Source organism: Aeromonas sp. R4-1 (genome assembly GCF_040908325.1).
GTDB classification, from domain to species: Bacteria; Pseudomonadota; Gammaproteobacteria; order Enterobacterales; family Aeromonadaceae; genus Aeromonas; species Aeromonas veronii.
Map to the genome: position 1 here is coordinate 169,407 of NZ_JBFODM010000098.1, position 24,509 is coordinate 193,915.

At 61.6% G+C, this 24,509-nt stretch carries 20 protein-coding genes and 1 riboswitch; of the genes, 3 read left to right on the forward strand and 17 right to left on the reverse strand.

Going from position 1 to position 24,509, the window contains the following annotated elements; all coding sequences use genetic code 11:
• Position 1 precedes the first annotated feature (1 nt).
• Positions 2-1,294, reverse strand: a complete 1,293-nt coding sequence (locus AB5Y90_RS19130; RefSeq protein WP_307895582.1) for a ferric reductase-like transmembrane domain-containing protein — start codon at positions 1,292-1,294, stop codon at positions 2-4.
• Between the two features lie 112 nt (positions 1,295-1,406).
• Between AB5Y90_RS19130 and AB5Y90_RS19135 the strand changes: the two genes are divergently transcribed.
• The gene (locus AB5Y90_RS19135) at positions 1,407-1,835 is read left to right on the forward strand and encodes a hypothetical protein (RefSeq protein WP_307895583.1); all 429 of its coding nucleotides are present in this window, start codon (positions 1,407-1,409) and stop codon (positions 1,833-1,835) included.
• 145 nt (positions 1,836-1,980) lie between these two features.
• Here AB5Y90_RS19135 and AB5Y90_RS19140 read toward each other — a convergent pair whose 3' ends face one another.
• The 5 genes from AB5Y90_RS19140 to AB5Y90_RS19160 all read right to left on the reverse strand — a co-directional run bounded on the left by AB5Y90_RS19140 (position 1,981) and on the right by AB5Y90_RS19160 (position 10,287).
• The gene (locus AB5Y90_RS19140; RefSeq protein ID WP_307895585.1) at positions 1,981-2,295 is read right to left on the reverse strand and encodes a hypothetical protein; all 315 of its coding nucleotides are present in this window, start codon (positions 2,293-2,295) and stop codon (positions 1,981-1,983) included.
• Positions 2,282-3,532: a poly-beta-1,6-N-acetyl-D-glucosamine synthase gene (gene pgaC / locus AB5Y90_RS19145; RefSeq protein WP_307895586.1), complete on the reverse strand. Its 1,251-nt coding sequence runs from the start codon at positions 3,530-3,532 to the stop codon at positions 2,282-2,284. The genes AB5Y90_RS19140 and pgaC overlap by 14 nt, the downstream gene beginning before the upstream one ends.
• Positions 3,529-5,487, reverse strand: coding sequence for a poly-beta-1,6-N-acetyl-D-glucosamine N-deacetylase PgaB (gene pgaB, locus AB5Y90_RS19150; protein ID WP_307895587.1), 1,959 nt, complete (start codon positions 5,485-5,487; stop codon positions 3,529-3,531). The genes pgaC and pgaB overlap by 4 nt, the downstream gene beginning before the upstream one ends.
• The gene (pgaA, locus tag AB5Y90_RS19155) at positions 5,487-7,871 is read right to left on the reverse strand and encodes a poly-beta-1,6 N-acetyl-D-glucosamine export porin PgaA (protein ID WP_307895588.1); all 2,385 of its coding nucleotides are present in this window, start codon (positions 7,869-7,871) and stop codon (positions 5,487-5,489) included. Before pgaA ends, pgaB begins: the two co-directional genes overlap by 1 nt.
• A 571-nt stretch (positions 7,872-8,442) precedes the next feature.
• A complete protein-coding gene (locus tag AB5Y90_RS19160; RefSeq protein ID WP_307895589.1) occupies positions 8,443-10,287 on the reverse strand; it encodes a M3 family metallopeptidase in 1,845 nt (614 codons plus the stop codon).
• A 276-nt stretch (positions 10,288-10,563) separates the two neighbouring features.
• Here AB5Y90_RS19160 and AB5Y90_RS19165 point away from each other — a divergent pair, with 276 nt between their 5' ends.
• Positions 10,564-12,246: a methyl-accepting chemotaxis protein gene (locus AB5Y90_RS19165; RefSeq protein WP_307895590.1), complete on the forward strand. Its 1,683-nt coding sequence runs from the start codon at positions 10,564-10,566 to the stop codon at positions 12,244-12,246.
• Positions 12,247-12,511: 265 nt separating this feature from the next.
• Positions 12,512-12,597: riboswitch (cyclic di-GMP riboswitch) on the forward strand.
• A 65-nt stretch (positions 12,598-12,662) separates the two neighbouring features.
• A complete protein-coding gene (gene gbpA / locus AB5Y90_RS19170) occupies positions 12,663-14,084 on the forward strand; it encodes an N-acetylglucosamine-binding protein GbpA (protein ID WP_307895591.1) in 1,422 nt (473 codons plus the stop codon).
• A 150-nt stretch (positions 14,085-14,234) separates the two neighbouring features.
• Here gbpA and AB5Y90_RS19175 read toward each other — a convergent pair whose 3' ends face one another.
• The 11 genes from AB5Y90_RS19175 to AB5Y90_RS19225 form a co-directional block, all read right to left on the reverse strand.
• Complete coding sequence (locus tag AB5Y90_RS19175; RefSeq protein WP_307895592.1) at positions 14,235-15,071, reverse strand: transporter substrate-binding domain-containing protein; 837 nt, start codon at positions 15,069-15,071, stop codon at positions 14,235-14,237.
• Positions 15,068-15,829, reverse strand: coding sequence for an amino acid ABC transporter ATP-binding protein (locus AB5Y90_RS19180; protein ID WP_040067361.1), 762 nt, complete (start codon positions 15,827-15,829; stop codon positions 15,068-15,070). Before AB5Y90_RS19180 ends, AB5Y90_RS19175 begins: the two co-directional genes overlap by 4 nt.
• On the reverse strand, positions 15,826-16,488 hold the full coding sequence (locus AB5Y90_RS19185; RefSeq protein WP_307895593.1) for an amino acid ABC transporter permease: 663 nt from the start codon (positions 16,486-16,488) through the stop codon (positions 15,826-15,828). Before AB5Y90_RS19185 ends, AB5Y90_RS19180 begins: the two co-directional genes overlap by 4 nt.
• A gap of 92 nt (positions 16,489-16,580) precedes the next feature.
• Positions 16,581-17,246, reverse strand: a complete 666-nt coding sequence (locus tag AB5Y90_RS19190; protein ID WP_307895594.1) for an amino acid ABC transporter permease — start codon at positions 17,244-17,246, stop codon at positions 16,581-16,583.
• Complete coding sequence (locus tag AB5Y90_RS19195) at positions 17,243-18,454, reverse strand: threonine synthase (RefSeq protein ID WP_368167571.1); 1,212 nt, start codon at positions 18,452-18,454, stop codon at positions 17,243-17,245. The genes AB5Y90_RS19190 and AB5Y90_RS19195 overlap by 4 nt, the downstream gene beginning before the upstream one ends.
• Before the next feature lie 195 nt (positions 18,455-18,649).
• Positions 18,650-19,597, reverse strand: a complete 948-nt coding sequence (gene cbl / locus AB5Y90_RS19200) for an HTH-type transcriptional regulator Cbl (RefSeq protein ID WP_042030338.1) — start codon at positions 19,595-19,597, stop codon at positions 18,650-18,652.
• A gap of 123 nt (positions 19,598-19,720) precedes the next feature.
• A complete protein-coding gene (locus AB5Y90_RS19205; protein WP_236323302.1) occupies positions 19,721-20,788 on the reverse strand; it encodes a sulfate/molybdate ABC transporter ATP-binding protein in 1,068 nt (355 codons plus the stop codon).
• A 23-nt stretch (positions 20,789-20,811) separates the two neighbouring features.
• Entirely contained in the window at positions 20,812-21,702 is an 891-nt protein-coding gene (gene cysW, locus AB5Y90_RS19210) for a sulfate ABC transporter permease subunit CysW (RefSeq protein WP_307895596.1), read from the reverse strand.
• Positions 21,699-22,538, reverse strand: coding sequence for a sulfate ABC transporter permease subunit CysT (gene cysT / locus AB5Y90_RS19215; protein ID WP_040067348.1), 840 nt, complete (start codon positions 22,536-22,538; stop codon positions 21,699-21,701). The genes cysW and cysT overlap by 4 nt, the downstream gene beginning before the upstream one ends.
• Positions 22,539-22,809: 271 nt before the next feature.
• Positions 22,810-23,385 (reverse strand): alpha/beta hydrolase, encoded by a 576-nt coding sequence (locus AB5Y90_RS19220; RefSeq protein WP_040067346.1) that lies wholly within the window; start codon positions 23,383-23,385, stop codon positions 22,810-22,812.
• A gap of 56 nt (positions 23,386-23,441) precedes the next feature.
• Positions 23,442-24,443: a sulfate ABC transporter substrate-binding protein gene (locus AB5Y90_RS19225; RefSeq protein ID WP_213387643.1), complete on the reverse strand. Its 1,002-nt coding sequence runs from the start codon at positions 24,441-24,443 to the stop codon at positions 23,442-23,444.
• Positions 24,444-24,509: the final 66 nt, after the last annotated feature.

Here is a 24,509-nt window from a genome sequence, read left to right on the forward strand (position 1 = left end):
CTCAACGAAAGCGAAACAGCTCGCGATGCAGATGCCCGTCCGGCAACAGCCGGGTCAGGGCATCTGCCATCCCCTCCGGCCCGCAAAACCGCACCTGCTCGGGCGCATCCTGCGCGATGCGAGCCAGATCCAGCCGCCCGGCCGCCTTGTCCAGACGCAGCTGATAGCACACGCCGGTGCGATGACAGAGCTCGGCCAACCGTCGGTGGTAGACAGCTCCCGCCAAATCCGGCGCGCACTGGATCAGGGTGATCCCCTCGCCGCGCTCCCCACGGGCAGCCAGCCCCTCCAGCCAGGCGACGAACGGCGTGATACCTATCCCGGCCCCCAGCCAGAGGGCTCTACCTCCCCCTTGCGGGGCGACAAAGGCGCCATAGGGCCCGGTCACCACCACCCCATCCCCGGCGCGCGCCTCTGCCACCAGCTGACGGGTATGATCCCCGAGCGCCCGCACCGCGATCACCAGCTGGCGCCGATCCGCCGACACCCGCACCAGGGTAAAGGGGTGCGGCCCCTCTTTGGCATCAAATTCGAAAAAGGCAAACTGACCCGGGCGGTAATGGGCGAGCGGCCGCTCCAGCTCCATGGTCAGCTCGCAGGTGTGATCCGCCAGCGCCCGCACCGCAATGACCCGGCCCGGATGGCGATCCCGCGCTCCCACTTGTCCCAGCAGGGAGTAGAGGGCCCCGATAGCACCGATCCCGCCGATCAACCAGATCGATACCCCAACCGGCGTCATGGCTCCCACCTGAGGCAACAGGCAGAGCCCGTGCCCCCAACCCGCCAAATAGATGAGCGGCGCCAGCCGGTGGATCAACCGAAAACGGCCATAACTAACCAGCGCCAGCAAGCTCAACACCACCAGCGCGATCAGCAGATAGAAACTCCACTCACCCAGGGTATTGCCAAGGGCATGGAGCGAGATGCCATTACCTGCACCAGCGCCAGCTGTACTGGCCCCACGCCGCGCAGGACGACTCAGCCAACCCGCCGAGACAGCCCATTTGGGCGCCTCCACCAGCAGCCAGTGGGCGGTCAGCACCAATGCGCCACCGATGGCCGTCTGGCGGTGCAATCGCAACATCCGGTCCAGACCGCCACACCACACCTCCAGCTGCGGCAGGCGCAATGCCAGCAACAACGAAGTCGCCATATAGGTCATCCCCAGCAGGCCGGTCAGTAACAACATCTCATGGCGCCAGGGCCACACCCCATTGGCATCCCCCGCATAACCGAGCCACCAGACTCCGACCGCCAGCAGTGGCAACAGCCACCACATCCATTTGTTCGTCATAACATGCTCCCTGGTTCCATCGCGGCAGGGCCTCATCTCCCTGCTCATGGCACCATTGCACACCCGTCTGGTCACAAGACTTTGCCAGAGGGGGAAGGTTGTGTGGCAATGTGTGACAAACGGAAACAAAAGAGGGGCCGACCGGCCCCTCGTGATCACCCTTGTTGGCTCGCCCCTCTTCATAGGAGATGGCGCACAATTCGCCTCCGCTGTGATTGACGATCCGCCAGCAAGAGGAATCAAATGGGGACGTTACATATCTGCGGCGGAAAGCCTGCTGCCCACTCTTCCGGACAAGGAGATCCCCTTGCTTTCATCCACCGAACAACGCTACTGCCCGAGTTGTCAGCGCGAGACCAACCATGTCGTAGTGCTGGTCGACAAATCCTATGGAAAAGAGGTGAAACCAGAGCAAAAGCGCACAGCATTTATCAAAGACTTCATTACCGGCTGGGCCGCCGGTCCCTTTCTGGCCAACATGGATCGCTTTGAACGCCACGTCATCTGTGAAAATTGCGGAAATAAAGTCATTGATGAATGAAGAATAAGGAGCAAAACGACTGGTTTTTTGAGGGGGCGGCGACATCACGATGGCAAACAGGCCCGGAAAAACGCTCCGGATGCCCCGCCCGTTTCGCAGCCCGTGACCGGTGATAAAAAGTGAGGGGCCGATTGGCCCCTCATGCTCACGGCGCTTTCGAGGCCGCTCGCTTGCCCACCAGCCGGTGCAGCAGCTTGTTGTATTTCGCCCAAGAGTGGATCAACAGGAAGATGCCGAACAACAGGGCCAGAAACAGTTGCCCCACCTCGATGGCATCCAGCGAACCGATAAAGCTATCATCCTCCTCCGTCTCCAGATAGTTGAACCAGGGTTGCAGCGCCAGAAACAACCAACCCCCCCAGGTCACCAGCAGGATCAGCAGATCCCGCAGCCGATACTTCCAGCTGCGCCGGGTACCGTTGCTGATAATCATCTCGTTCGCCAACTTATGTTTTGTCACGGAACGACTCCCCCCTGTCAGGACTCTCCCACACCGCCAGCTGGCCACGGCGACGCAGGATCGCCTTGGGCACCGCCGCCACCACGGTCACCAGATTGAGCAGCCAGTAGATGAGCGGATACCAGACGCACCAGATAAAGCTGCGGGCCATGCTCTTGTCGTAGTGGTTGTCGATAAAGATGCTGACCCCGAACTGCACCAGGCAAATAGCGGTCATCATCACCCCGGTCCACTGGAACAGATGACCCACCGCCAGTCCGCTCACGTCAGGCTCAATCAGCCAGATCAGTGCCAGCAGCAACATGCTGTAGCACCAGGCCACGCTGGAGAGATACTCCAGCAGCAGCAACCAGAAGCGGCGGTTGCGCCAGCGCATCGCCTGCAACCCGTAGCGCAGAAACACCTCGGCGCCCCCCTGCGCCCAGCGCAGCCGCTGCTTGTAGAGACCGCGCACCGTCTCCGGCATCAGCACCCAGCAGAGCGCTTGGGGCTGATAGTGGATGAGCCAGCCGGCCAGCTGCAACTTCCAGCTGATGTCGATGTCCTCGGTCACCATGTCATTGCTCCAGCCACCGACCGCCTCGACCGCCTGCTTGCGAAAGGCCACCACCACCCCGGAGACGGTAAAGACAGTACCGTAGATCCGCTGGGCCCGCTTGATGAGGCCGATGATGGAGCTGAACTCGCCGGTCTGGATCTTGCCGATGATGGTGGAGCGGGTGCGGACCCGCGGATTGCCGGTGACCGCCCCGACCCTCGGGCTCTCGATGAAGTGCTTCACCATCCAGCGCACCGCGTCATAGTCCAGCACCGCATCCCCGTCGATGCCGACCAGGATCTCCCCGCTGGCCACCGCCAGCCCGTTGTTGAGCGCCATCGCCTTGCCCTGATTGTGCTGGTGGAGCACGGTCAGGCGCGGATCCTGCTGCGCCAGCCGATCCAGCCGCGCACCTGTGTCGTCCTTGCTGCCATCGTTGATGGCCAGCACCTCAAAATCGGGATAGCGCTGGCGCAGCAGGTGGCCGATGGTCTCCTCGACATTGGCCCCCTCGTTGTAGCAAGGCACCATCAAGGTCACTTTGGGGTAATAGGGGAGCTCCAGCCCCCGCTTGGCCAGCGCGATATCCCGCCGCTCCCACTGGAAGTAGTAATAGAGACCGCCACAAACCCACACCATGGCCATCAGACTGGGATAGGCCAGGGTAAAGATGGCGATCCCTTCCAGAAGCGCCGTCACCGCATCGCCTCCCCGTGGGTGGCCGCAGCGCCGCTGACAGCAACCGGCGTCACCGACAGCTGGGCCGGCTGAGGCTGGGTCTGCACCGAGAAGACCGGTTTGAGCACCGCCGGATCCGGCTGGTTGTTGTGAAAATCGTCCGGGTAGTAGCCAAAGTTGGTCACCCCCTTGCGCTGGATGATCTCCATCCAGCGCGCCAGCTCGGCATCGGGGATGGGCTGGTCGGTACGCCAGTTGCGACTCTGCAGCTCGAACACCAGCCGATTGGCCGGTACCTGTGCCAGTGAATCTTCCGCCAGCCTGGCCAGCCACTCATCGGGGTTTTCTGCCTGCTCCATATAGGGCATGGCCATCACGGCGGTGTAGTCATAGGCCTTGGCAAACGCCGCCATGCTCTGGGCAAACCACTGCTGGGATTGCGGCTCGGTCACCAGCGCCGCATAGATGTTGCGGGCAGTCTTGAGACCGTCGGCTCCCCCTTGCCGGTAACGGGCGGCGGCATCGCGCAGCGCCATGGTGAAATCGATCAGCAGATCGGTCTTCTGCTCCCCTTGCGCCTGCAGTGCATCCGGAGTGCGAGCCAGCGGCATCGGCCCCTCGTAGTCGCTGAGGAAGGCATCGTCATGGAACAGCAGGCCATCGAACTTGGTGTAAAAACCGAGATCCTCGTAGATATCCAAAAGGATTTGACGGCTGGCAGGATCCCAGGGCGAAAGGCGCAGATACTGCCCCTTGGCCGGAGTGCCGGTACGGCTGTCGGTGACATAGGCGTGGTTCGGCCCCATGTCGTAGGCCATCACCGGCATCCAGGCGAACACCTTGACCCCGGCCCGGGTCTTGAGCTGCCAGGCCACCCGATTGAAGAGATCTGCCTTGACCGGCATATGACGGTTGGGGAAGTAGAGCGCCTCCGCTACTCCGTCGCCGTTGTCATCGGCATAGGCCTGCAGATAGACGGTGGTGATGCCGTAGCCCTTGATCCGGTCCAGCAGCATGTCGATGTTCTTGTTCATCTGCAGCGGATCCTTGTCGTAGACATAGTCCAGATCCACGTGTACCAAGCGTTCCACCTGCCGCTCCCAGGTGTTGCCCCCCATGATCTCGTCCAGGGTTTCGAGGCTGGTGTCCTCCTCCAGCAGATAGCGGCGCACCGTGCTGCCCGAGTCACTCAGCTTATTGAGCCCTTCCGCCAGGGTGAAGGTGTAGGGCATCCCCGCCGCACGGGCGAGATCCAGCGCAGTCTGATTGAAGGCGCCGTAGGGCCAGACCAGGATCCGTGGTGCCCGACCGGTCTGCTCCCTGAGCTGACTGGCCGATGCGTCGAAGTCGGCTTTTATCCGGGCCCGGTAGTCGGCCATGCTCTCGTAGCCATTCTGGCTCCAGCCTGCGGTGGTAACCGCCGGCTGCACGTTACCCTGCGGGTTGGCGAGCAGCCCGTAGTGGGAGGTGAAAGTGTGGGAGGCCAGCTCCACCAGTCCGGAGTCCTGCATCTCGCGGATCTGCGGCCAGCCGACGAAGTAGCTGCGCGGCAGTTTGTCATTGCCGTAGGGGACCATCTTGTCATCAGCCACATCCAGCCAGCTGCCCACCAGCGCAAAGACCGCCGGATAGTTGTAGAGCTTGAGCAGCGGATAGACCAGCCGGTAGAAGCTCTCGTATCCATCATCGAAGCTGAGCAGGATCGCCTTCTCCGGCAGCGGTGCCTTGCCCGCTTTGGCATCCAGGATCTGCTGGAAGCTGACCGGGTGATAGCCCTGCTGTTTGATCCAGTTGAAGTGGCGGATCAGGGTGTCGCGTCGGATGGTCTGGGGATAGAGCTTGAGGTTGGGGGTCAATTTCAGATCGACGATGTCGTGGTAGCAGAGCACCACGTAGTCATCGGGTTGCCGGGCCGCCTGCGTCAGCGAAGGCAGCAGTGCAAGCAGCAAAACGAAAGGAGCAAGCCAGCGTTTCATCACATGAAACTCCATTGCAGATTGGCGAAGATGAAATTTCCGAACTCGGGGTTGCCGTCATAGATGGCCTGACGGCGGCCCAGACCATAGCCCAGGCTGAGAGCGGGAGAGAGGATCCAGTCATGGCGATAGCTGAGCTGCCACCCCTGATCGCTGCCATAGCCCTGCTGCCAGTAGTGATTGCCACTCATGGTCAGGCTCTGCAGCAAAGAGCGACGACCGTCCAGCGGCAGTCGGTAGCGCCCCGCCAGCTCCAGCTCCAGATTGCGATCCTGCAGGGGGTTGAAGTAGTCGACCTCCACCGCCTCGTTGCGGGAGGTGGCACCACGCAAGGTGGTATCGAACCACCAGCGATCCCGGCGCCAGAGATCCTGACGCAGCCAGCCGGAGGCCGTCAGCCGCCGGTTGCCATCGCTGATATCCATCTGCTCCAGTCGCAGTGCCCCCTCGCGGGTCTCATCCTGACGCCAGCCCAGATCGAGCTGGTATTGATCGGCGTAGTTGCCGCGCGCCAATGCCCGCAGCGGGGTGTCGGCACTGTTGAGATTGATGGCTGCACCCAATGTCCAGTGATCATCCAGCCGCCAATCGAGGCGACTCCAGAGATAGCCTTTGTGGTTGAGCTCGCTGCCCGTGCCCCCCTCCAGCGTCAGTTGCAGCGGGTAGAAAAAGATCTCGGCCCCCAGCCCGGTATAGGCGGCGCGCTCGGGCTGCTGGTCGAACTCGCCAAAGCTGCCCTGACGACGGACAAACAGCCGATCACCGCCATCAGTGCGAGCGCTGTAGAGGCGGCTGTCGTAGCTCCAGTCACGGCTGGCCTGCACCGAGCCCCCTTCGTTGCGGCCATGGGTCAGGTCGGTAACAAATTGTGGCGCCTGCTCCAGAGTCAGCCGCTGCTGCAACTCCTGACGATCCCGGGTCAGGTTGCCAAGGGTGCGCACGGCCTGCGGCGTGCCCTGCCAGTCCCCCTTGTCGAGCCGGGCGTTGAGGCGACCCGGCTCGGCCAGCACGGTGCGTCCTGCTGGCAGCCAGCGCACGGCCTGCCGATACGCCTGCTCGGCCCCGTCGGGATGACCCCGCCAGCGGCGAATATCCCCCAGTTGCAGCCAGAGCCAGGGATTGGCAGGCGCACTCTTCAGCCACCCTTCCAGCTGCTGCTCTGCCGCACCCGCCTCACCACGCCAGGCCTGCAGCAAGGCTTTCAGCTGCAACACCTTCTCGTAGTCGTCATTGGCCATCCGCATGTTGCCAGTGAAATCCCAGCGAGTCGGCGGCTCCTGCCAACCGGCCAGCAGCCCCTGCGCCGCGCCATAGCGCTCGCCATCTGAATAGGCGTAGAAGCGCTTCTCCAGCAGGCGCTTGTCTTTGGCCCGTGCCGGGGTCGCCAGTTGCTGGTAAATCACGGAAGCCTCATCCACCCGCCCCAGCCCGGCCAGTGCATCGGCGCGCGCCTCCAGCACATAGTCAGGCAATGGCCACTCGGCCTGCAGCGTAGCGGACTCCCGTTCGGCTCGGGCAAACTCGCCGAGGGCCACCAGCGTCACCACGACATCTCGGCGGGCACTGATATAGAGCACATGATCGTGGGGGGCGCGGGCCAAGATCCGTTCTTGCAGCGCAAGAGTGCGGGTCAGGGAGCGTCGGGCCAGCACCGGATCCTCGGTCTGGGCCGAGATCCGCAGCAGATTGACCGCCTGGTAGTAGTCGAGCCAGAGCCGGTCGACCGGTTTGAACAGCTTGGGGTAACGGCCCATCAGGTCTGCTGCCGCAGGCCCCGCCCCCAGGCTCACCGCTACCCGATAGAGCGCCAGTACCTGCTCGTGGTTATCCGGCTCCAGCTCCAGCCACTGCTGGCGGGCCAGCAGCTCGCCCATGGGGTCCTCACCCTGGCGGGCGGCATAGATGCGGGCTTCGAGGATCGCTTGGTCGCGGCCAAAGTTGACCTCATATTCACCCGCTGCGCGGCGGGCCAGCTCGCGGTTGCCCTGATCACTGGCAGTGAGAAACAGCCCGAGCCAGCCATTGCGGTTGGCCGGATCGCGTCCCTGCAGGATGCGGTAATAGCTGATCGCCTCGGAGTAGCGCTTCTCGTCGCGGGCGGCACGGGCCACCCCTTCCAGCGTACTGTTGCTGATGGGGCTGAGCTCGCACGGCTCACAGGCGGCCAGCGCCCCCTTGCGATCACCCCGCCACAGCTGCACGGCGATCAGATCATCGAGCACCTTGCCATCACCACTTTGTCGATAGAGAGCATCCAGCCCGTGCGCTGCCGCATCCAGCTCTCCCGCTCGAGCCTTGATGACCCAGGCTTCACGCACTCTGTCCACCTCACTGGCACACACCAGCAGGGGCAACAGCGCCAACATCAAAAAGATGCGATTCATTCGCAACATACCACCCATAACAAACGCTGGTCATATCGTCCCTGCACGACCATACGGATATACACACCCGTCCGCTCCTGCCTGATGAGCAAGAGGGCTTCCTGACTTGTGTGCTGATTTCGAGGGTGAAAGGCGGGCAACGGCCACACCTTTCCTATGTGCGGCCCAGCCATCTCCGAGCGGAGATCTGAGGCTTTCCGAACCCGATTCACATCGGGAGTGGCAAGGTGGGCGATTTTGCAGCTGTGGACAATTTAGTCAATCCAGAAAGATGGGAATGGTTCTCAAACAGATGAATAGATCAATCTTTATGCACAAAGGTGAGTACAAAAAACACTATTAACAAAATAAACAAAGATATGAGGCGATAAGGTTCTATGAGCTTATGGCCTGCTCTGTAGAGACTTGTTCATATGAATACATATTTAATCTGAAATCCGCATACCAAAACCATCATGCGACAGCCTGTGTCATCAGCATTTCTAAAGTCGCACCAGCCAGTCATCGCCGCGAACAGACATCAGAACCACGCCAAGAGTGCCCCCGGCTCAAGAACCGGGAGCATTCCAGCTTACGCAACAGAGGCTCGTGCGCTGTGGCTCAGGATCCACGCCTCGAAGTCGGCCAGCATGCGGGTTTCCGACTCGCTGTTGTCGGCGATAAGCTCGGCGCCGTGTACCACCCGGATATGGGCATCGAGCGGGCTTCCCTCGCCAGTTGCGGGGCGCTGCTGGGCGGCGGCCATGCAGGCCTGCGCCTGTTGCCACGCCTCGGCGGCGCTCAGGTTGCACGCCTCGGCCAGCGGCACCGCGCTGAATCCCTCGCCGGTCAGGCTGCGCAGGGTCTCATCGTGACTCATGCCATTGCCCGGCCCCCAGTAGTGGGCAGCCAGATCCGGCCCGATGCGCGGGTTGTCGGTAAGGTAGCCATCGCGCTTGAGGAAGTAAGCGCGGGTCTGCTCCACCGCCATCAGCGCCAGCAGGTAGCCGTGATAGGCGCAGGCCGACTCCTGATTAAGGAGGTGCGGAATGGCCAGCAACGGGCGCGGGCTCTCGACCCCGAGGATCTTGCGCTCCCACTTGCGGGCCAGTGCCAGCACAGCCTCGGGAGTGCGCTCGCTCTCATCCATGGCATAGAGATCCCGCTCGAAGTAGGCCACCAGCGCGATCTGGCGTTCGTTGAAGGCTCGAAACGGCTGACGCGCTTCGAGCATCTCCTGGATAAGCGCATCGGGGATCGCCTCTCCTGCTGCGTTTCTGGCGTAGCGTTTGAGCCAGTCGGCATCGTCCAGCAGGCTGTCGCAGAACATTGACTGGGTCTCGGCATAAGCCATGGAAGTTGGCGGGAACTCCTGGGAGAAGCAGGGCGCGTTGCCGGTGACATTGGCAAAGTGCGCAGCGTGGCCCCCCTCGTGGAACAGGGTATTGAGGCCACTCCAGCCGCTGCCCACCTGCGCCGGATCGGCCAGGCTGGTGAAGTTGACCACCGCCGGCACCCACTCCCCCTGTTGGAAGAAGCTCGGCACCGGGCCGTGGCAGAAGCCGTTCTCGTATTTCCCCTCTCGTGTCAGCAAGTCCAGGGTCAGGGTCGCACCACGGTACTGGATGCCGAGCCGGCGGAAGCTCTCAACCCAATCCCGCAACGCCCGTGAGAAGGGCACGTAAGGATCGAGCTGGCGGGTGACGTCGCCGCTCACGCTGTAACGCAGGTTGTGGGGCCGCAGGGCCGCCTCCCCCTTGGCAACCTTCAGCTCTTCCAGACTCTGCTGCAACCGAGCGTCGGTGCGGGCAATAAAATCGTCGAGGATGGCGAACAGCTGCTCCGGGCCCATCTGCTCGTTCTTGCGCACCTTGTAGTCGAAGTAGTCGCGATAGCCCATGGCGCGGGCAAAGCGGTTGCGGATCGCCACCACCTCGAGAAAACCGTTGCCGACCACCCACTGCTCCAGGGTGTGGAACATGGCGAGCGCGCTCTGGCGCACTGCCTCGTTCGGACTGGCGGCGAGCGAGGTACTGGCGGCAGGCAGGCTGCCAGCGACCTGCTGGCCCTGCTCATCCAGCAGGGTCAGTTTCAGCCCCTTGCGGCGGGCGAACAGCTCCGCCTCGGCAGCTACCAGCTCATCCATCAGGGCGGCAGCGGCGGGATCTTCAATCACATTGCACTCGAAGAAGGCGATCCAGCCTTGCAGACCGCGCTTGAGATCATCCTCGTCGGCCTGCACCAACATCTCCCGCAATTCGGGCAGACGGGCCGGATTGGCACAAAAGGCCTTGTAGGTCTGCTCGGCCGCGGTGAAACCGGCCTGATCGTCGCTGGTGCCCATATAGGTGGACCAGAAGAGATCCTCCTTGCGCCTGTGCACCTGCAGGTAGTCGGCGTTGAGCTGGTTGAAGTAATTCCTGGCAATGGAACTCATAAATTCCCTCTTGTTATGGGGTCACCCGCAGCGGGGCCCACTCCTTTTTTTAGTGAAATGCCAAATGATTCACACTCTTTGGCAAAAATTGCGCAGGGATGCGCCTGAACACGCTACCAAAAAGTGGGGGTTGCTGTCTGCTGACTATACTGATGTTAAAACGCTCATTTGAGAAAGCTCGGCAAGAGACTGAAAGTAAATGAGTTGTTAACTCTTACGAACTGGCTGCCGCAGTACAGAGCCACATAAAATCAACAGGGAAATGAGGGTTTAGTCATGTTCAAGCTCGGTGATATTACCGTGAGCCGCAAATTGATTTTGCTGCTCGCACTGGCGTTTGTCGGTTTTGTCTCGCTGCTGCTTATCTCGGCCAACGCGCTCCAGCGCAATCTGATGAGTGAGCGAGAGGCGCGGCTCAATGCGGTACTGGAGCAGGCCATGAGCCAGATCCAGTTTCTGGCCAGCACCCTGCCAGCAGAGCAGGCCCAGCAGGAGGCGCGCAAGCTGCTGACCAACACCCGCTTTGATGGCAACAACTACCTGTTCGTCATCGACGAGAACCGCACCATGGTGGTTCACCCCATCCGTCCCGAACTGGTCGGCCAGAAGATGGGTGAAGGGGGCGCCGCCACCGCAGGGCAGTTCTGGTATCAGATGGTGGATATCGCCAAAGGGGGCAAACAGGGCACCCTGCAATATGTCTGGACAGGCCCATCGGGCGAAACCGCCGACAAGCTCTCCATGGTATCCGGCTATCAGCCTTGGGGCTGGATCCTCGGCTCCGGCATGCTGCTGCAGGATATTCAGCAGACCATCTGGGCCCAGTACATGAAGATGGGTACCGCCACCGCCATCGTGATCCTGCTGATGGGGCTGCTGGGCTGGCGTATCACCCACTCCATCGTCTCCCCCCTCAGCCAGATCAACAGCGCCATGCAGCGGGTCGCCAAGGGGGATCTGGTGGTGAGCATCCCAGTACAGGGCAAGGATGAGCTGGGAGTGGTCGCCCGCTGCACCAACCAGAGTCTCGATGCCATTCGTCACGCCCTGCTGGAGGCCAGCCAGGGAGCTCGCAACGTGGCGGATGCCGCCCTGCGCATCGCCGCCTCTGCCGAGCAGACCAATCAGGCGGTGACCAGCCAGCGGGATCAGCTGGCCCAGCTCGCTACCGCCATGAACGAGATGAGCGCCACCATCTCCGATGTGGCCGGACACGCCGAAAATACCGCGCGGGATACCCAGGAAGCGACTGGAGAAGCCGGGCTCGGCAACCGCGACGTTCACGCCAGCGTGCACGGTATCAAGGCGCTGGCCACCGAGGTGGAGCAAGCCACCCAGCAGGTCAACCAGCTCAAGGAGGGGGTGATGCAGATCAGCGAAGTGACCGCCGTCATCAGCGCCATTTCGGAGCAGACCAACCTGCTGGCCCTCAACGCCGCCATCGAAGCAGCACGGGCTGGCGAGCAGGGCCGCGGCTTTGCCGTGGTGGCCGACGAGGTGCGCCAGCTGGCCAGCCGCACTCGCCAATCCACCGAAGAGATCCAGAGCACCATTGCCCAGCTGCAGCAACGGGCCGTCACCGCCGCCAACGCCATGGATACCAGCCGCAAACTGGCAGAGAGCAGCGTCAACCAGTCCCAGCAGGCGGGGCAGGATCTCACCCTGATCGTCAACCACATCCAGCATGTAAGCGACATGGCGACCCAGATCGCTACCGCCGCCGAGCAGCAGAGCATGGTGGCCGAGGATATGAACCGCAACGTCAGCGGCATCAACGACTCGGCGCTGGAGATGTCACAGTCCGCCTCGCAACTGGCGCAGGAGAGCGAGCTGCTGGCCGGTCTCTCCCGCAGCCTTGATGAGCGGCTTGCGGTGTTCAAACTGGGCAAGGAGTCAGCTACAGCGCCAATGATGACTCCCGTATCTCCCCCCTCCGGAGAGCAGCGCGCCCGCCATTGATGGCGTCAACCCGTGTCGCTTTGTCACCCAACCTGCCAGCCAAGCTGGCAGGTTTTTTTTACGTCAGCAACACGCAATCAACATACATCTTATCGACATATTCAACGTTAATCGGCGCCATTCACAGATAAGAGAACAATTTAAAAACAGCGAGTTAGAATGATTTTCGCGCCATTGAATGGCGCATTTAAACATTTAACTTCAAATAATTAATCAATGCAGTGCACAATGCTGATGGCCGAACATTTGGCCCATCACTAACCATCTAGTCATTTGGCAAACTGACCGAAAGGTCGGGACGCAAAGCCTCCGGTCTACAGACGTTTTGTCCAGGATAGCGGGGTTGCCACACGCAAGTGTGCATCGGGGAACTCCCCGGCCAACTGACTGCCCACATCTATCGAACAGAGGAATGTATGGCAGCAAAAATCCAACTCAATCACATCGCGGCGATGCTGGCCCTACTGGCCAGCAGTAGCGCCCTGGCTCATGGCTACATCAGCCAACCCGAGAGTCGCAACTACCTGTGCAAAACCGGTGGCAACAGCCAGTGTGGCGGCGTGCAGTGGGAACCCCAGAGCGTGGAGGGGCCATCAGGCTTCCCACAAACCGGCCCGCAGGATGGTCAAATCGCCTCGGCGGGCAGCCCGCGCTGGAGCGAGCTGAACATCCAGACCAGCGACCGCTGGACCAAGCGTGAAGTACAGCCCGGCCCCTTCGCTATCAGCTGGACCTTCACCGCCAACCACGTCACCCGCAACTGGCGCTACTACCTCACCAAGCAGGACTGGAACCCCAACCAGCCGCTCACCCGCGCCTCGTTCGACCTGACCCCCTTCTGCGTCATCGACGGCAACATGGTGCAGCCGCCCAAGCAGGTGACCCACAACTGTGTCCTGCCGGAGCGCACCGGTTATCAGGTGATCCTCGGCGTGTGGGAAGTGGGCGACACCAGCAACAGTTTCTACAACATCATCGATGCCAAGTTCAAAGATGGCAGCCAGCCGCCGCTGGAGTGGAGTCAGGCCGGCACCATCTACCCCTCCATCGACCTCGCGGCAGGTGACAAGGCAATGACCCGGGTATTCGATGCCAACGGCGAGCGCCCCGATCTGCAGACCGTGCTGACCATCACCACCGCCGAGCAGGGCCAGAAGAACAGCTGGGCCCATGCCCTCGCCAGCAAGATCAACGCCGAGCAAAGCCTGATCCGCGCCGGTCAGCAAGGAGCCGATGGCCAGTTCAATCCGGTCTACGGTATGAACTCCGTCTATCTGCATCGAGACAGCAAACTGGATCGAGTCGAGATTGATCTGCAACAGCTGCAGCCGCCGGTAGTGGACAGCATCAGCGTCAGCGGTCTGGCCAGCGACTATGTGCTGGACAACGGCAAGGCAACCCTCGATTTCACCGTCACCGCACAGGGCGATCTGGCCGTCACCAACACCCTCTATGACCACGGCGGCGTCGCCAAGGGTGAAAGCAGTGCCGACATCAAGGACAGCAGCCACACCTTCACCATGGCGCTGGAAGGTCTCAAGGCTGGTCACCACCAGCTGGTGATCAAGGCCACCCCGAAAGCGGGCGGCGAGACCATCCAGCAGACCATGGATCTGATGTTCAAGGAGCAAAGCAGCGGCGAATACGACTTCGTCTTCCCGAACTCGCTCAAATCCTATGCCGCCGGCACCAAGGTGCAGCAGCCGAAAAATGGCAAGGTCTATCAGTGCAAGCCCTTCCCCTACAGCGGCTACTGCCAGCAGTGGACCACCACAGCCACCCAGTACGAGCCGGGCATTGGCTCCCACTGGCAGATGACGTGGGATGAAGTGCACTAACCCACGGTTTGGCAAATAAAAAAGGGCGTCCTCTCTAGCAGGGGACGCCCGGAAAAATCAAACCTTGCGGTTTGCATACCAACGGAACCAAGACCTCACTCTTCACTTACTTCACACACTCAACACACTCTTTAGAACAGGGGTTGTCCATTAACCCTGCCATTTTCCTCCTTCGACGATCACATCATTCGGATCGGTATCAGGGCTCAGCTTGTCACGCACATACTGGTCATAGAGTTTCAGCAGGTACTTCTCCTCCCCCAGCTTGGCGAGACGGTCGTTGACCCAGTCACGCAGCTCGATATTGCCCTTCTTCACCGCCGGGGCGATGGGATCTTCCGAGCCCAGTTTTTCGGGCAGTACCCGATATCCCGGATTCTCCTTGGCCCAGCTTAACAGTACCAGGTTGTCCTGGGCATAGGCGTCGCCACGACCCTGCGCCAGCGCCTGCAGGGATTCAGTATTCTTCTCGAACTTGAGCACCTTCCACTCCGGGTGGTTACGGGTCAGCCAGATGTCGGCCGTGGTGCCGGTGGTCACGATCAGGGTCTTGCTGGCCAGATCGTCGAGCTTCTTGGCCGGGCTCCCTTCCGGCACCAGCACCTGTACCGCCACTCGCAGGTTCGGGTTGGTGAAATCAACCACCTCCCGCCGCTCCGGGGTCACCGTCATATTGGCGAGGATCAGATCCACCTTGTCGCTCTGCAGGAAGGGGATGCGACTGGCTGGCTCCACCGCCACGAACTCGATCTTGTTCTCGTCCCCCAGCAGATCCTTGGCGAAGCGGCGGCCGAGGTCAGTATCAAAACCGACGTAGTTCCCCTTCTCGTCCACGTAGCCAAACGGCGGCTTGTCGGTGAAAACGCCGACGATGAGCTTGTCCCGCGCCTTGATCTTGTCGAGGGAACCGTCCGCCGCATGGGCAGCGCCGCTGGCGATACCCAGTCCCAATAAGGCACTAAGCAGAACCGAGGTGATTTTTTTCATGCTGACTCCTTTCGTTTGATGACATTTGTATAAGAAAACTTGGCGAGGAACTGGCGCGCACGCTGGCTCCTGGGATTGTCAAAAAATTGGTGGGGGGCGGCCTGCTCCAGAATGTGGCCGCCATCCATGAAGACGATGCGATCCGCCACCGCCCGGGCGAAGGCCAGCTCGTGGGTGACGATAAGCAGGGTCATGCCGCTGCCGGCGAGATCGCGGATCACCTCCAGTACCTCCTGCACCATCTCGGGGTCGAGGGCGGCGGTTACCTCGTCAAACAGCATCACCTGCGGGTTCATGCACAGCGCCCGCACGATGGCGATGCGCTGCTGCTGACCACCGGAGAGCTGGCGCGGATAGTCATGGCGCCGCTCCCACAGGCCGATGCGGGTCAGCAGCTGCTCGGCTTGCAGCAGCGCCTCTGCTCGCTCCCGTTTTTGCACCTGAAGGGGGCCAAGCAGCACATTTTCCAGCACCGTCAGGTTGGGGAAGAGGTGATAGCTCTGGAACACCATGCCAATCCGCTGGCGCACCCGCTGCCAGTCGGTGGCACCATCCAGCAGCACACCATCGAAGCGGATCTCGCCACCCTGAATGGGCTCGAGCCCGTTGAGAGTGCGCAGCAAGGTGCTCTTGCCGCAGCCGCTCGGCCCCAGGATGACGATCACCTCCCCGGCGCGCACGCTGAGGCTGATCCGATCCAGCACCAGATTCGGGCCGAACTGTTTACTGACAGAACCGAGTTCAAGCAGAGGTGTCATACCGCATTACCCCAATGTTGCTCCAGCCGGCGCGAGGCGAGCGAGAGCGGATAGCAGACCAGAAAAAAGAACAGAAACAGCAGACCGTAAATAAGCAGCGAGCCATAGGTGCGCTCGATGATCTGCTGGCCCACCTTGATCACCTCTACCACCCCGATCAGCACAGCCAGCGAACTGGTCTTGATGATGCGGGTGTAGATGTTGATGGTCGGCGGCGTCAGCCGCTGCAACGCCTGCGGCAGCAACACATGGCGATAGAGCTGCCAGGTCGAGAGCCCGAGCGCCAAGCCGGCCTCCTGCTGACCACGGGCGAGGGAGTTGAGGCCACCGCGCACCACCTCTCCCACCTCGCTGGCGCCCCAGAGGGCGAGTACCAGCACGGCGCACCAGAAGGCCGGAATATCGAGGCCGAAAAAGATCGGCAACCCGAAGAAAAAGAGATAGAGCCACACCAGCACCGGCACTACCCGAAACAGCTCGAGATAAAGCCGCAGCAGACCCCGCACCAACCGGCCGCCCTGTTGTGCCAACACGCCGTAAGCGACACCGCCGAGGGTGGCAAACAGGATGGCCAGCAGCGAGATAGCGAGGGTCTGGCCTGCGCCCACCGCTAGCAGTGGCAACGCCTGCGTCAGCTGCTCAGTAACGGAATTGACCATATTGAGCCCTCCTTTCCTGCGCCTCGGTGGCGAATGACTGCGGCAGCTGGAAGATAAGTGCCCACATCGGGATCCTCGCCTGCATTAGCGATTCAGTGACCGAACTGACCATGTTGCAGCCTCCTTTCAACGACGCGCAGAGCGAGGGAGAGCGGCAAAAAGATCAGCACGCACATCAAGGTCAGCACCGCCAGCATCTCGTAGGTCTTGTAGTAGAGGGCGATGTAATTCTTGGTGGTGTAGAGCAGCTCTGGCACCGCCACCGCCGAAGCCACCGTCGTCTCCTTGAGCAGGAAGATGAAGTTGGCAAACAGCGCCGGCAGGCTGGCAAGCCAGGCCTGGGGCAACTGCACGTGGCGCAGCAGTTGCCAGCGAGAAAGCCCGATAGCCCTGCCAGCCTCCAGCTGACTGGCGGGCACCGCCTGAATGCCTGCACGCAGAGCCTCGGTCAGATAACCACCGCCGAGGAAGGTCATCGCAATCACCGCGGTGGTAAACCCGGAGAGCGACAAGCCGAGCGCAGGCAGCCCGAAATAGAGGAAGAAGAGCTGGATCAGCAGCGGCGTGTTGCGAGCCAGCTCGACATATCCGCGGATCAGGGCGGTTAGCGGCCGCTTGTGCAAGCTCAGCAGGGCGACGTTGAGCAGGGCGACCGCCAGCGAAGTGAAGATCACTATGGTTCCCAGCTGCAAGGTGACCCAGACCGCCTTGCCGAAGGCGGGCAGCGTTGTGACGATAAAGGGCAGGTCCAGATTCATGCAGGGATCCTCCCGTCACGCTGCAGACGCTGGGGCAGGACAGTGATCGCATCCGGGTACTTGATGCCGGTACCGGTATTGAGCACCACGACCTGCTCTCCCCCACGGATCCAGCCAGCCTCGCGCAGTTGACGAGCAGCAGCAAACGCGGCGGCCCCCTCAGGGCAGACAAAACTGCCTTCGCGAGAGGCAAGCTGGCGGATCTCGCTCTGGATGGCCTTGTCATCCACCGCGATGGCGCAACCCTCGGTGCGATAGAGGGCGTCCAGCACCAGAAAATCACCCAGCGCCTTGGGTACATTGATGCCGAACGCCAGCGTTTGGGAGTCGGGCCAGAAGCTCGATTCGGTGGCTCTCTGTTGCCACGCCTGCACAATGGGCGCGCAGCCACTCGCCTGTACCGCGACCAGTCTGGGCAACGCGCCCTTGACCCAGCCCAGCTCCTGCAGCTCGCGCAGCGCCTTGTAGATACCGATAAGGCCGACCCCGCCACCGGTCGGATAGATGATCACATCCGGCAGGGTCCAGCCCAGCTGTTCGGCAATCTCCAGCCCCATGGTCTTCTTGCCCTCAATCCGGTAGGGCTCCTTCAGGGTTGAGGCATCAAACAGGGCGTGCTCCGCCACCGCCTGCGCCACCTGACGACCGGCATCGCTGATCAGGCCATCCACCAGATAGAGACGGGAACCGGCGAGGGAGGCCTCCAGTCGGGTGATGGCGGGAGCGGCCTGAGGCATGACGATGGTGCTGCGCAGTCCGGCGCGGGCACCGTAGAGCGCCCATGCTGCCCCTGCGTTGCCGTTGGTCGGCATGGCGAAGTGGGTGACGCCGAGTTCACGCGCGCGGGAGATGCCCACCGCTGCGCCACGAGCCTTGAAGGAGCCGGTGGGGATGACGCTCTCGTCCTTCATCCAAAGATCCGGAATACCGATCTGCTTGCCCAGCGTGGGCAGCCGTAGCAGCGGGGTAAGCCCCTCCCCCAACGTCACAACATGGGCGGGATCTCGCACCGGCAGCAACTCGTGATAACGCCACAGGCTGGCCGGGCGACCCGACAATGCCGCCGGGTGCCAGGCTCGCTTCAGCGCATCGAGATCGTAGCTGGCCAGCAGTGGTGCACCTGCCCGGCTCAGTTGCCAGGGCTGGTCGGCATCATGGATCTCGCCACTCTTGCTGCAACGCAGATGTGATAGGTAGCTATACGACATGCTTTATCCTGAATGGATCGACTTTGTTCAGTCACTTATTCCATCTTGCAATCCAAGCACCTGATAACAAACAAAATTAACTGGCAAACCTAAGTGAAAAAATTCATATGAAGCCGTCTGTTTTCGCTGGCAATCTCCTCTGCCAGCAATAAAGAAGGGGAGCCATTGGCTCCCCTTCTGCTCTTCTCTTCCGATTCAAATCTGGAAGTCGATGGCAGGCTCGCTGCCCATGGCGCGGGCCTGAATATCCGCCAGCGCCAGCTCGGGGTTGCAAAGCTGGATAAACTGCCAGGCAAAGTTGTGCTGGAACTGCCCCTGCTTGAGGCCAATCCAGGCGGTGTGGGGGGCAAACAGATGGCTGCCGTCGAGCTGTACCAGCCCCTGATCACGCTGCGCGTCGAACGCCATGTCGGCCAGTATGCCGACACCCATCTCCAGCTCGACATAGGTCTTGATGACATCGGAGTCCTGCGCCGTCAGCAGGATCTGCGGCTCGATGCCAGCCGCAGCAAAGGCTTCATCCACCCGCACCCGCCCGGTCAACCCGGCTTGATAGGTGACGATGGGCCAGTTGGCCAGCGCCGCCAGCGTCAGATCCCGCTCGCCTGCCAGCGGATGTTGCTCGGGCACCACGATATTGTGGTGCCAGCGGTAGTAGGGGAATGCCACCACCCCTTCGCTCTTGTCGAGCTGCTCGCTGCTGATGCCGATATCCACCTCGCCGGTCTGCACCAGCCGCACAATCTCCTCCGGGCTGCCCTGACGCAGCTCCAGCTGCACCAGCGGGAACTGCTCGCGAAACGCCTTCACCACCCGCGGCAGGGCATAGCGGGCCTGGGTATGGGTGGTCGCCACCAGCAAGCGGCCCGAGTCGCGGTTGGCAAAGGTACTGGCCAGTTTGCGGATGTTGTTGGCGTCATTGAGAATGCGCTCGGCAATCACCAGCAGCTCCTTGCCAGGCTCGGTCATACCGAGCAGCCGCTTGCCGTAGCGGATAAAGAGCTCGATACCGAGCTCCTCTTCCAGCTCGCGGATATGGCGACTCACCCCGGATTGCGAGGTAAAAAGGGCGTTGGCCACCTCGGTCAGGTTGTAATCCCGCCGCGCTGCCTCCCGGATAATTCGTAACTGCTGAAAATTCACCTTGTCGCCTCCTGCGAAGAGTGGGTGACACAAGCTGGTCAACCCCTCATTTTTGTTATTTGGCCGGATCATACCCCGGCAGAGCGCCTGAACCCGGGCAGCCATGCCACCCGCAACACCACATCAAATCTGGTAATCGGGATAGAACTGCGCCTGTCTGGCCACCAGCCGCACCCCCTGTCCCGGAGCAAACTGCTTGGCCGCCTCCTTGCTCAGCTCCGCCTCATAGTGGGCCCCTTTGGTCTCGCCATCGCCACGCAGCTCCACCCGAATGCGTGGCCCCATGGGCAGCAGACGGGTGATGGTGGCACGGATCCCGCCCGGCGCATCGGCTGGCAAGATCTCCAGCTCATGGGGACGGACATAGGCGATGGCGGCACTGCCGTGAGCCAGATGAGAAGCCGACGGCCCGCCGAGCAGCTGCTCGCCGATGCCGAATCCCTGCTCCGCCACCCGACCGCGGAACTGGTTCACGCTGCCGAGGAAGCTGTGGACGAAGGAGCTGGCGGGCTGGTCGTAGACCTCGGCCGGGGTGCCGATCTGCTCGACCCGTCCGGCATTCATCAGCACCACCCGATCCGCTACCTCAAGCGCCTCCTCCTGATCGTGGGTCACGAACAGGCTGGTGACATGCAGCTCGTCGTGCAGCTCGCGCAACCAGCGGCGCAGCTCCTTGCGCACCTGCGCATCGAGGGCGCCGAAGGGCTCGTCCAAGAGCAGTACCTTGGGCTGCACCGCCAGCGCGCGGGCCAGCGCGACCCGCTGACGCTGGCCGCCGGAGAGCTGGGTCGGGTAGCGCTCGGCCACGTGACTGAGCTGCACCAGATCCAGCAGCTCCTTGACCCGGGCACGAATGGCCGCCTCGGCCGGGCGTTCACTGCGCGGTTTGACCCTAAGGCCAAACGCTACGTTTTCGAACACCGTCATGTGGCGAAACAGGGCGTAGTGCTGGAACACGAAGCCGACGTTGCGCTCACGCACATGGAGATCCGAGGCGTCCTCACCGCGGATGATGACGCAGCCACTGTCGGCCTGCTCCAGCCCGGCGATGATCCGCAGCAGGGTGGTCTTGCCGCAACCGGAAGGGCCGAGCAGGGCCACCAGCTCACCGTCGTGAAAGTCGAGGTTGATGTCTGCCAGCGCCGCGTACTGATTGAAATGCTTGTTGAGTTGTTGAACCTGAATGCTCATGGCTGCCTCTTTAAAACGGTAATTCAGTGAGATTTGGTAGGCTGGGCACGCAGCCGGGCCAACAGGGTTTCCCCCAGCAGGGTGAAGATCCCGAACAGAGCCAAGAGGCTTGCCACTGCAAAGGCGGCGCCGGTCTGGTACTCGTTGTAGAGGATCTCGATATGCAGCGGCAGGGTATTGGTCTGGCCGCGAATATGACCGGAAACCACCGACACCGCGCCAAACTCCCCGACCGCACGGGCGGTACAGAGCAGCAGGCCGTACATCAGGCTCCAGCGAATGCCGGGCAGGGTGACGCGCCAGAACATCTGCAGGCCGCTCGCCCCCAGCATGATGGCCGCCTCTTCCTCTTCCGGGCCGCGCGCCTCCATCTGGGGCAGCAGCTCGCGCACCACGAAGGGCACGGTAATGAAGGTGGTGGCCAGGATGATCCCCGGGGTGGCGAAGATGATCTTGATGTCGTGTTCGCTCAGCCAGTCACCGAACCAGCCGCGGCTGCCGAACATCAACACCAGCATCAGACCGGCGATCACTGGCGACACCGAGAAGGGCAGATCGATGATGGTGATGAGCAGCTGCCGACCGGGGAAGCGAAAACGGGCGATGGCCCAGGCCGCAGCAATCCCGAACAGCAGATTGAGGGGAACGGCGCAGAGCGTCACCAGTGCAGTCAGACCGAGGGAGCTCAGGGCATCCGGCTCGCTGATGGCGTGCCAGAAAAAAGCCAGCCCCGGCGTCAGCGCCTGAATAAAGACGGTGGCCAACGGCAGTAGCAACAGGGCAGCAAACCAGCCCAAACCGACCGTGATCAGCAGCCACTTGACCCACTGGGGTTCACGGATCACGACCGGTGCCTTGCGAGCGGGGGTCGCCTCCACAGAGGCCGCCTCAATGGCGATAGCAGATGAACTCATATCCGGCTCCCTCCGATGCGAGACCAGCTCCAGGCCTGCAACTTGTTGATTAGCAGTAACAAAATGAATGAAATCAGTAGCATCACCACTGCGATGGCGGAGGCGCCGGCATAGTCATACTCCTCCAGGTGGCTCATGATCATCAGCGGCGCGATTTCCGAGACCATCGGCAGGTTGCCGGCGATGAAGATGACGGAGCCGTACTCCCCCACCCCACGGGCAAACGCCAGCGCAAAACCGGTGAGCAGGGCAGGCACCAGGGTCGGCCAGAGCACCCGCAGAAAGGTCTGCCAGCGATCGGCGCCGAGGCTGGCGGCGGCCTCCTCTTGCTCGGTTTCAGCCTCCCGCAGCACCGGCTGCAGGGTACGCACCACAAACGGCAATCCGATAAAGGTGAGTGCGATGACCACCCCGATAGGGTTGTAGGCGAGCTGGATGCCGAGCGGCGCCAGCAACTGGCCGATCCAGCCGTTGGGGGCGAAGATGGCGCACAGGGCGATGCCGGAAACGGCGGTCGGCATGGCGAATGGCAGGTCGATCAACGCATCCACCAGTCGACGACCGGGGAAGGTGTAGCGCACCAGGATCCAGGCCAGGATCAGGCCGAACAGGCTGTTGAGCAGCGCCGCGACAAAGGCCGCACCGAAGCTCAGGCGAAAGGAGGCGAGCACCCGGGGTGAACCGATCACCTGCCAGAACTCGGCGGCGGTCAGGTTGTTGATCGCAAACAGCACCAGGGCCGAGAGCGGCAACAGCACCAGCAGGCCCAGATAGAGCAGGCTGAACCCCAGGGTGGGGCCAAAACCGGGCAGGACAGAATAAGAACCAAATCGCATAACACATCCATCTGTTATGAAGAATTTTCGATATGGTGATTCTGCTCACTCCCCTCATCGGCAACAAACATCAATTGCGACTTTGCTAATCACTTTTTTGTCTAACCGCAGAGTCACAAGGCTCTTGGCGCACTCCAAATAAAAAAAGGTCTTTTATATAAATAAAAGACCTAAGAAATGGAGCAATACGGAGCGGAGCATTCAAAGAACGGGGGCATGGAGTAGCCAGCGAACAGCGCGCTCGCCAACCCTCCAACCACTTCACAGATACCTAGCGAAAGCCCAATACGACCGGCCGGGGCGATGCGGCCTTGACCGGAGCCACCACCAGCTCACCACGGCGATAGAGAGCCCCCAGCAAATGCAGCCCCTGATGCCAGTCCCCATGACCGGACTGGGCATTGATATGGCCCGCCTCACCGGCATCGAACAGCGGCACCTGCCACTGACGACTCCAGTATTCGGCTCGCTCGAAGCTCATCCAGGGATCATTGCGGCTGGCCACCAGCTGGGCCGATACCTGCAGCGGCCCGGCCAAGGCCTCATCCGCAATGCCAAAACGGGCAGGATCGGCGGGCGCCACCAGAAAGATCGAGGCCACCTTCTCCGGCTGCAAGCGGGCCGCCGCGATGGCTGTCAGGGCGCCGAAAGAGTGGGCCACCAGATGGACCCGGCTGCGGCGACGTTTCAGCTTGCTCGCCAGCTTGGCACTCCAGACCCTGAGGTCCGGCTTGTCCCACGGTAGCCCGGTCATCCGCTGCCATTGGGGAAAATGATCGTGCCAGCGGCTCTGCCAGTGATCCGGCCCACTGTTGTGCAGACCGGGAACCAGGAGGATCTTGTTCATCTTGGTGCTCCTATCGGCTGGCACAGGGGCCAGTTCAGTGATGGATAACGAAGCTATCAACGACCCGGCTGATAGATCTGGTCAAACAGACCGCCCTGGGCGAAGTGTTTCTTCTGGGCTTTCTCCCAATCCCCTTCCAGATCCTTGACGGTAAAGAAGGCAAGCTGCGGGAACTGGGCTGCCGTCTCCTTCAGGATCGCCGGGTTGCTGGGGCGATAGTGATGTTTGGTGACGATATGCTGCCCCTCGTCAGAGTAGAGATAATCGAGATAGGCCTTGGCCACCGCTTCGGTACCGTGCTTCTTGGCCACCTTGTCCACCACCGCGACCGGCGGCTCTGCCAGAATGGAGACCGAAGGCACCACCAGCTCGAACTTGTCGCTGGCCCCCGCCTGACCAAGCACCAGCAGGGCTTCGTTCTCCCACGCCAGCAGCACGTCACCGAGACCGCGCTCGGTAAAGCTGGTGGTGGCACCGCGGGCGCCTGAGTCCAGCACCTTCACGTTCTTGAATAGATCGCCAACAAACTGCTTGGCCCCCTCTTCACTGCCGCTCTTCTTCAGGGCATAGCCCCAGGCGGCCAGATAGTTCCAGCGTGCCCCGCCGGAGGTCTTGGGGTTGGGAGTAACGATGGCGACATCCTTGCGCACCAGATCATCCCAATCCTTGATCTGCTTGGGATTGCCCTTGCGCACCAGGAAGACAATGGTGGAGGTATAGGGCGAGGCGTTGTTGCCGAGGCGACTCTGCCAGTCGGCAGCGGTCAGCCCCGCCTTGGCGATGGCATTGACATCGTAGGCCAGCGCCAGCGATACCACGTCGGCCTCCAGCCCATCCACCACAGCACGGGCCTGCTTGCCGGAGCCACCGTGAGACTGGCTCACCACCACGTCGTCGCCGGTTTTGGCCTTCCACTCCTTTGCAAAGGCGGCGTTGTACTCCTGAAACAGCTCGCGGGTCGGATCGTAAGAGACGTTGAGCAGGCGGATCTCGGCGGCATTGGCCTGGCTAAATGCCAGCAGAGAGAGCAGGGTCAGGGCGGTCATTCGCAGTTTCATGGTGATACTCCATATCTTGTTGGGTTGAGAACAGCATGCCGTGGAGTTGTTATGCCCAGAAGAAAG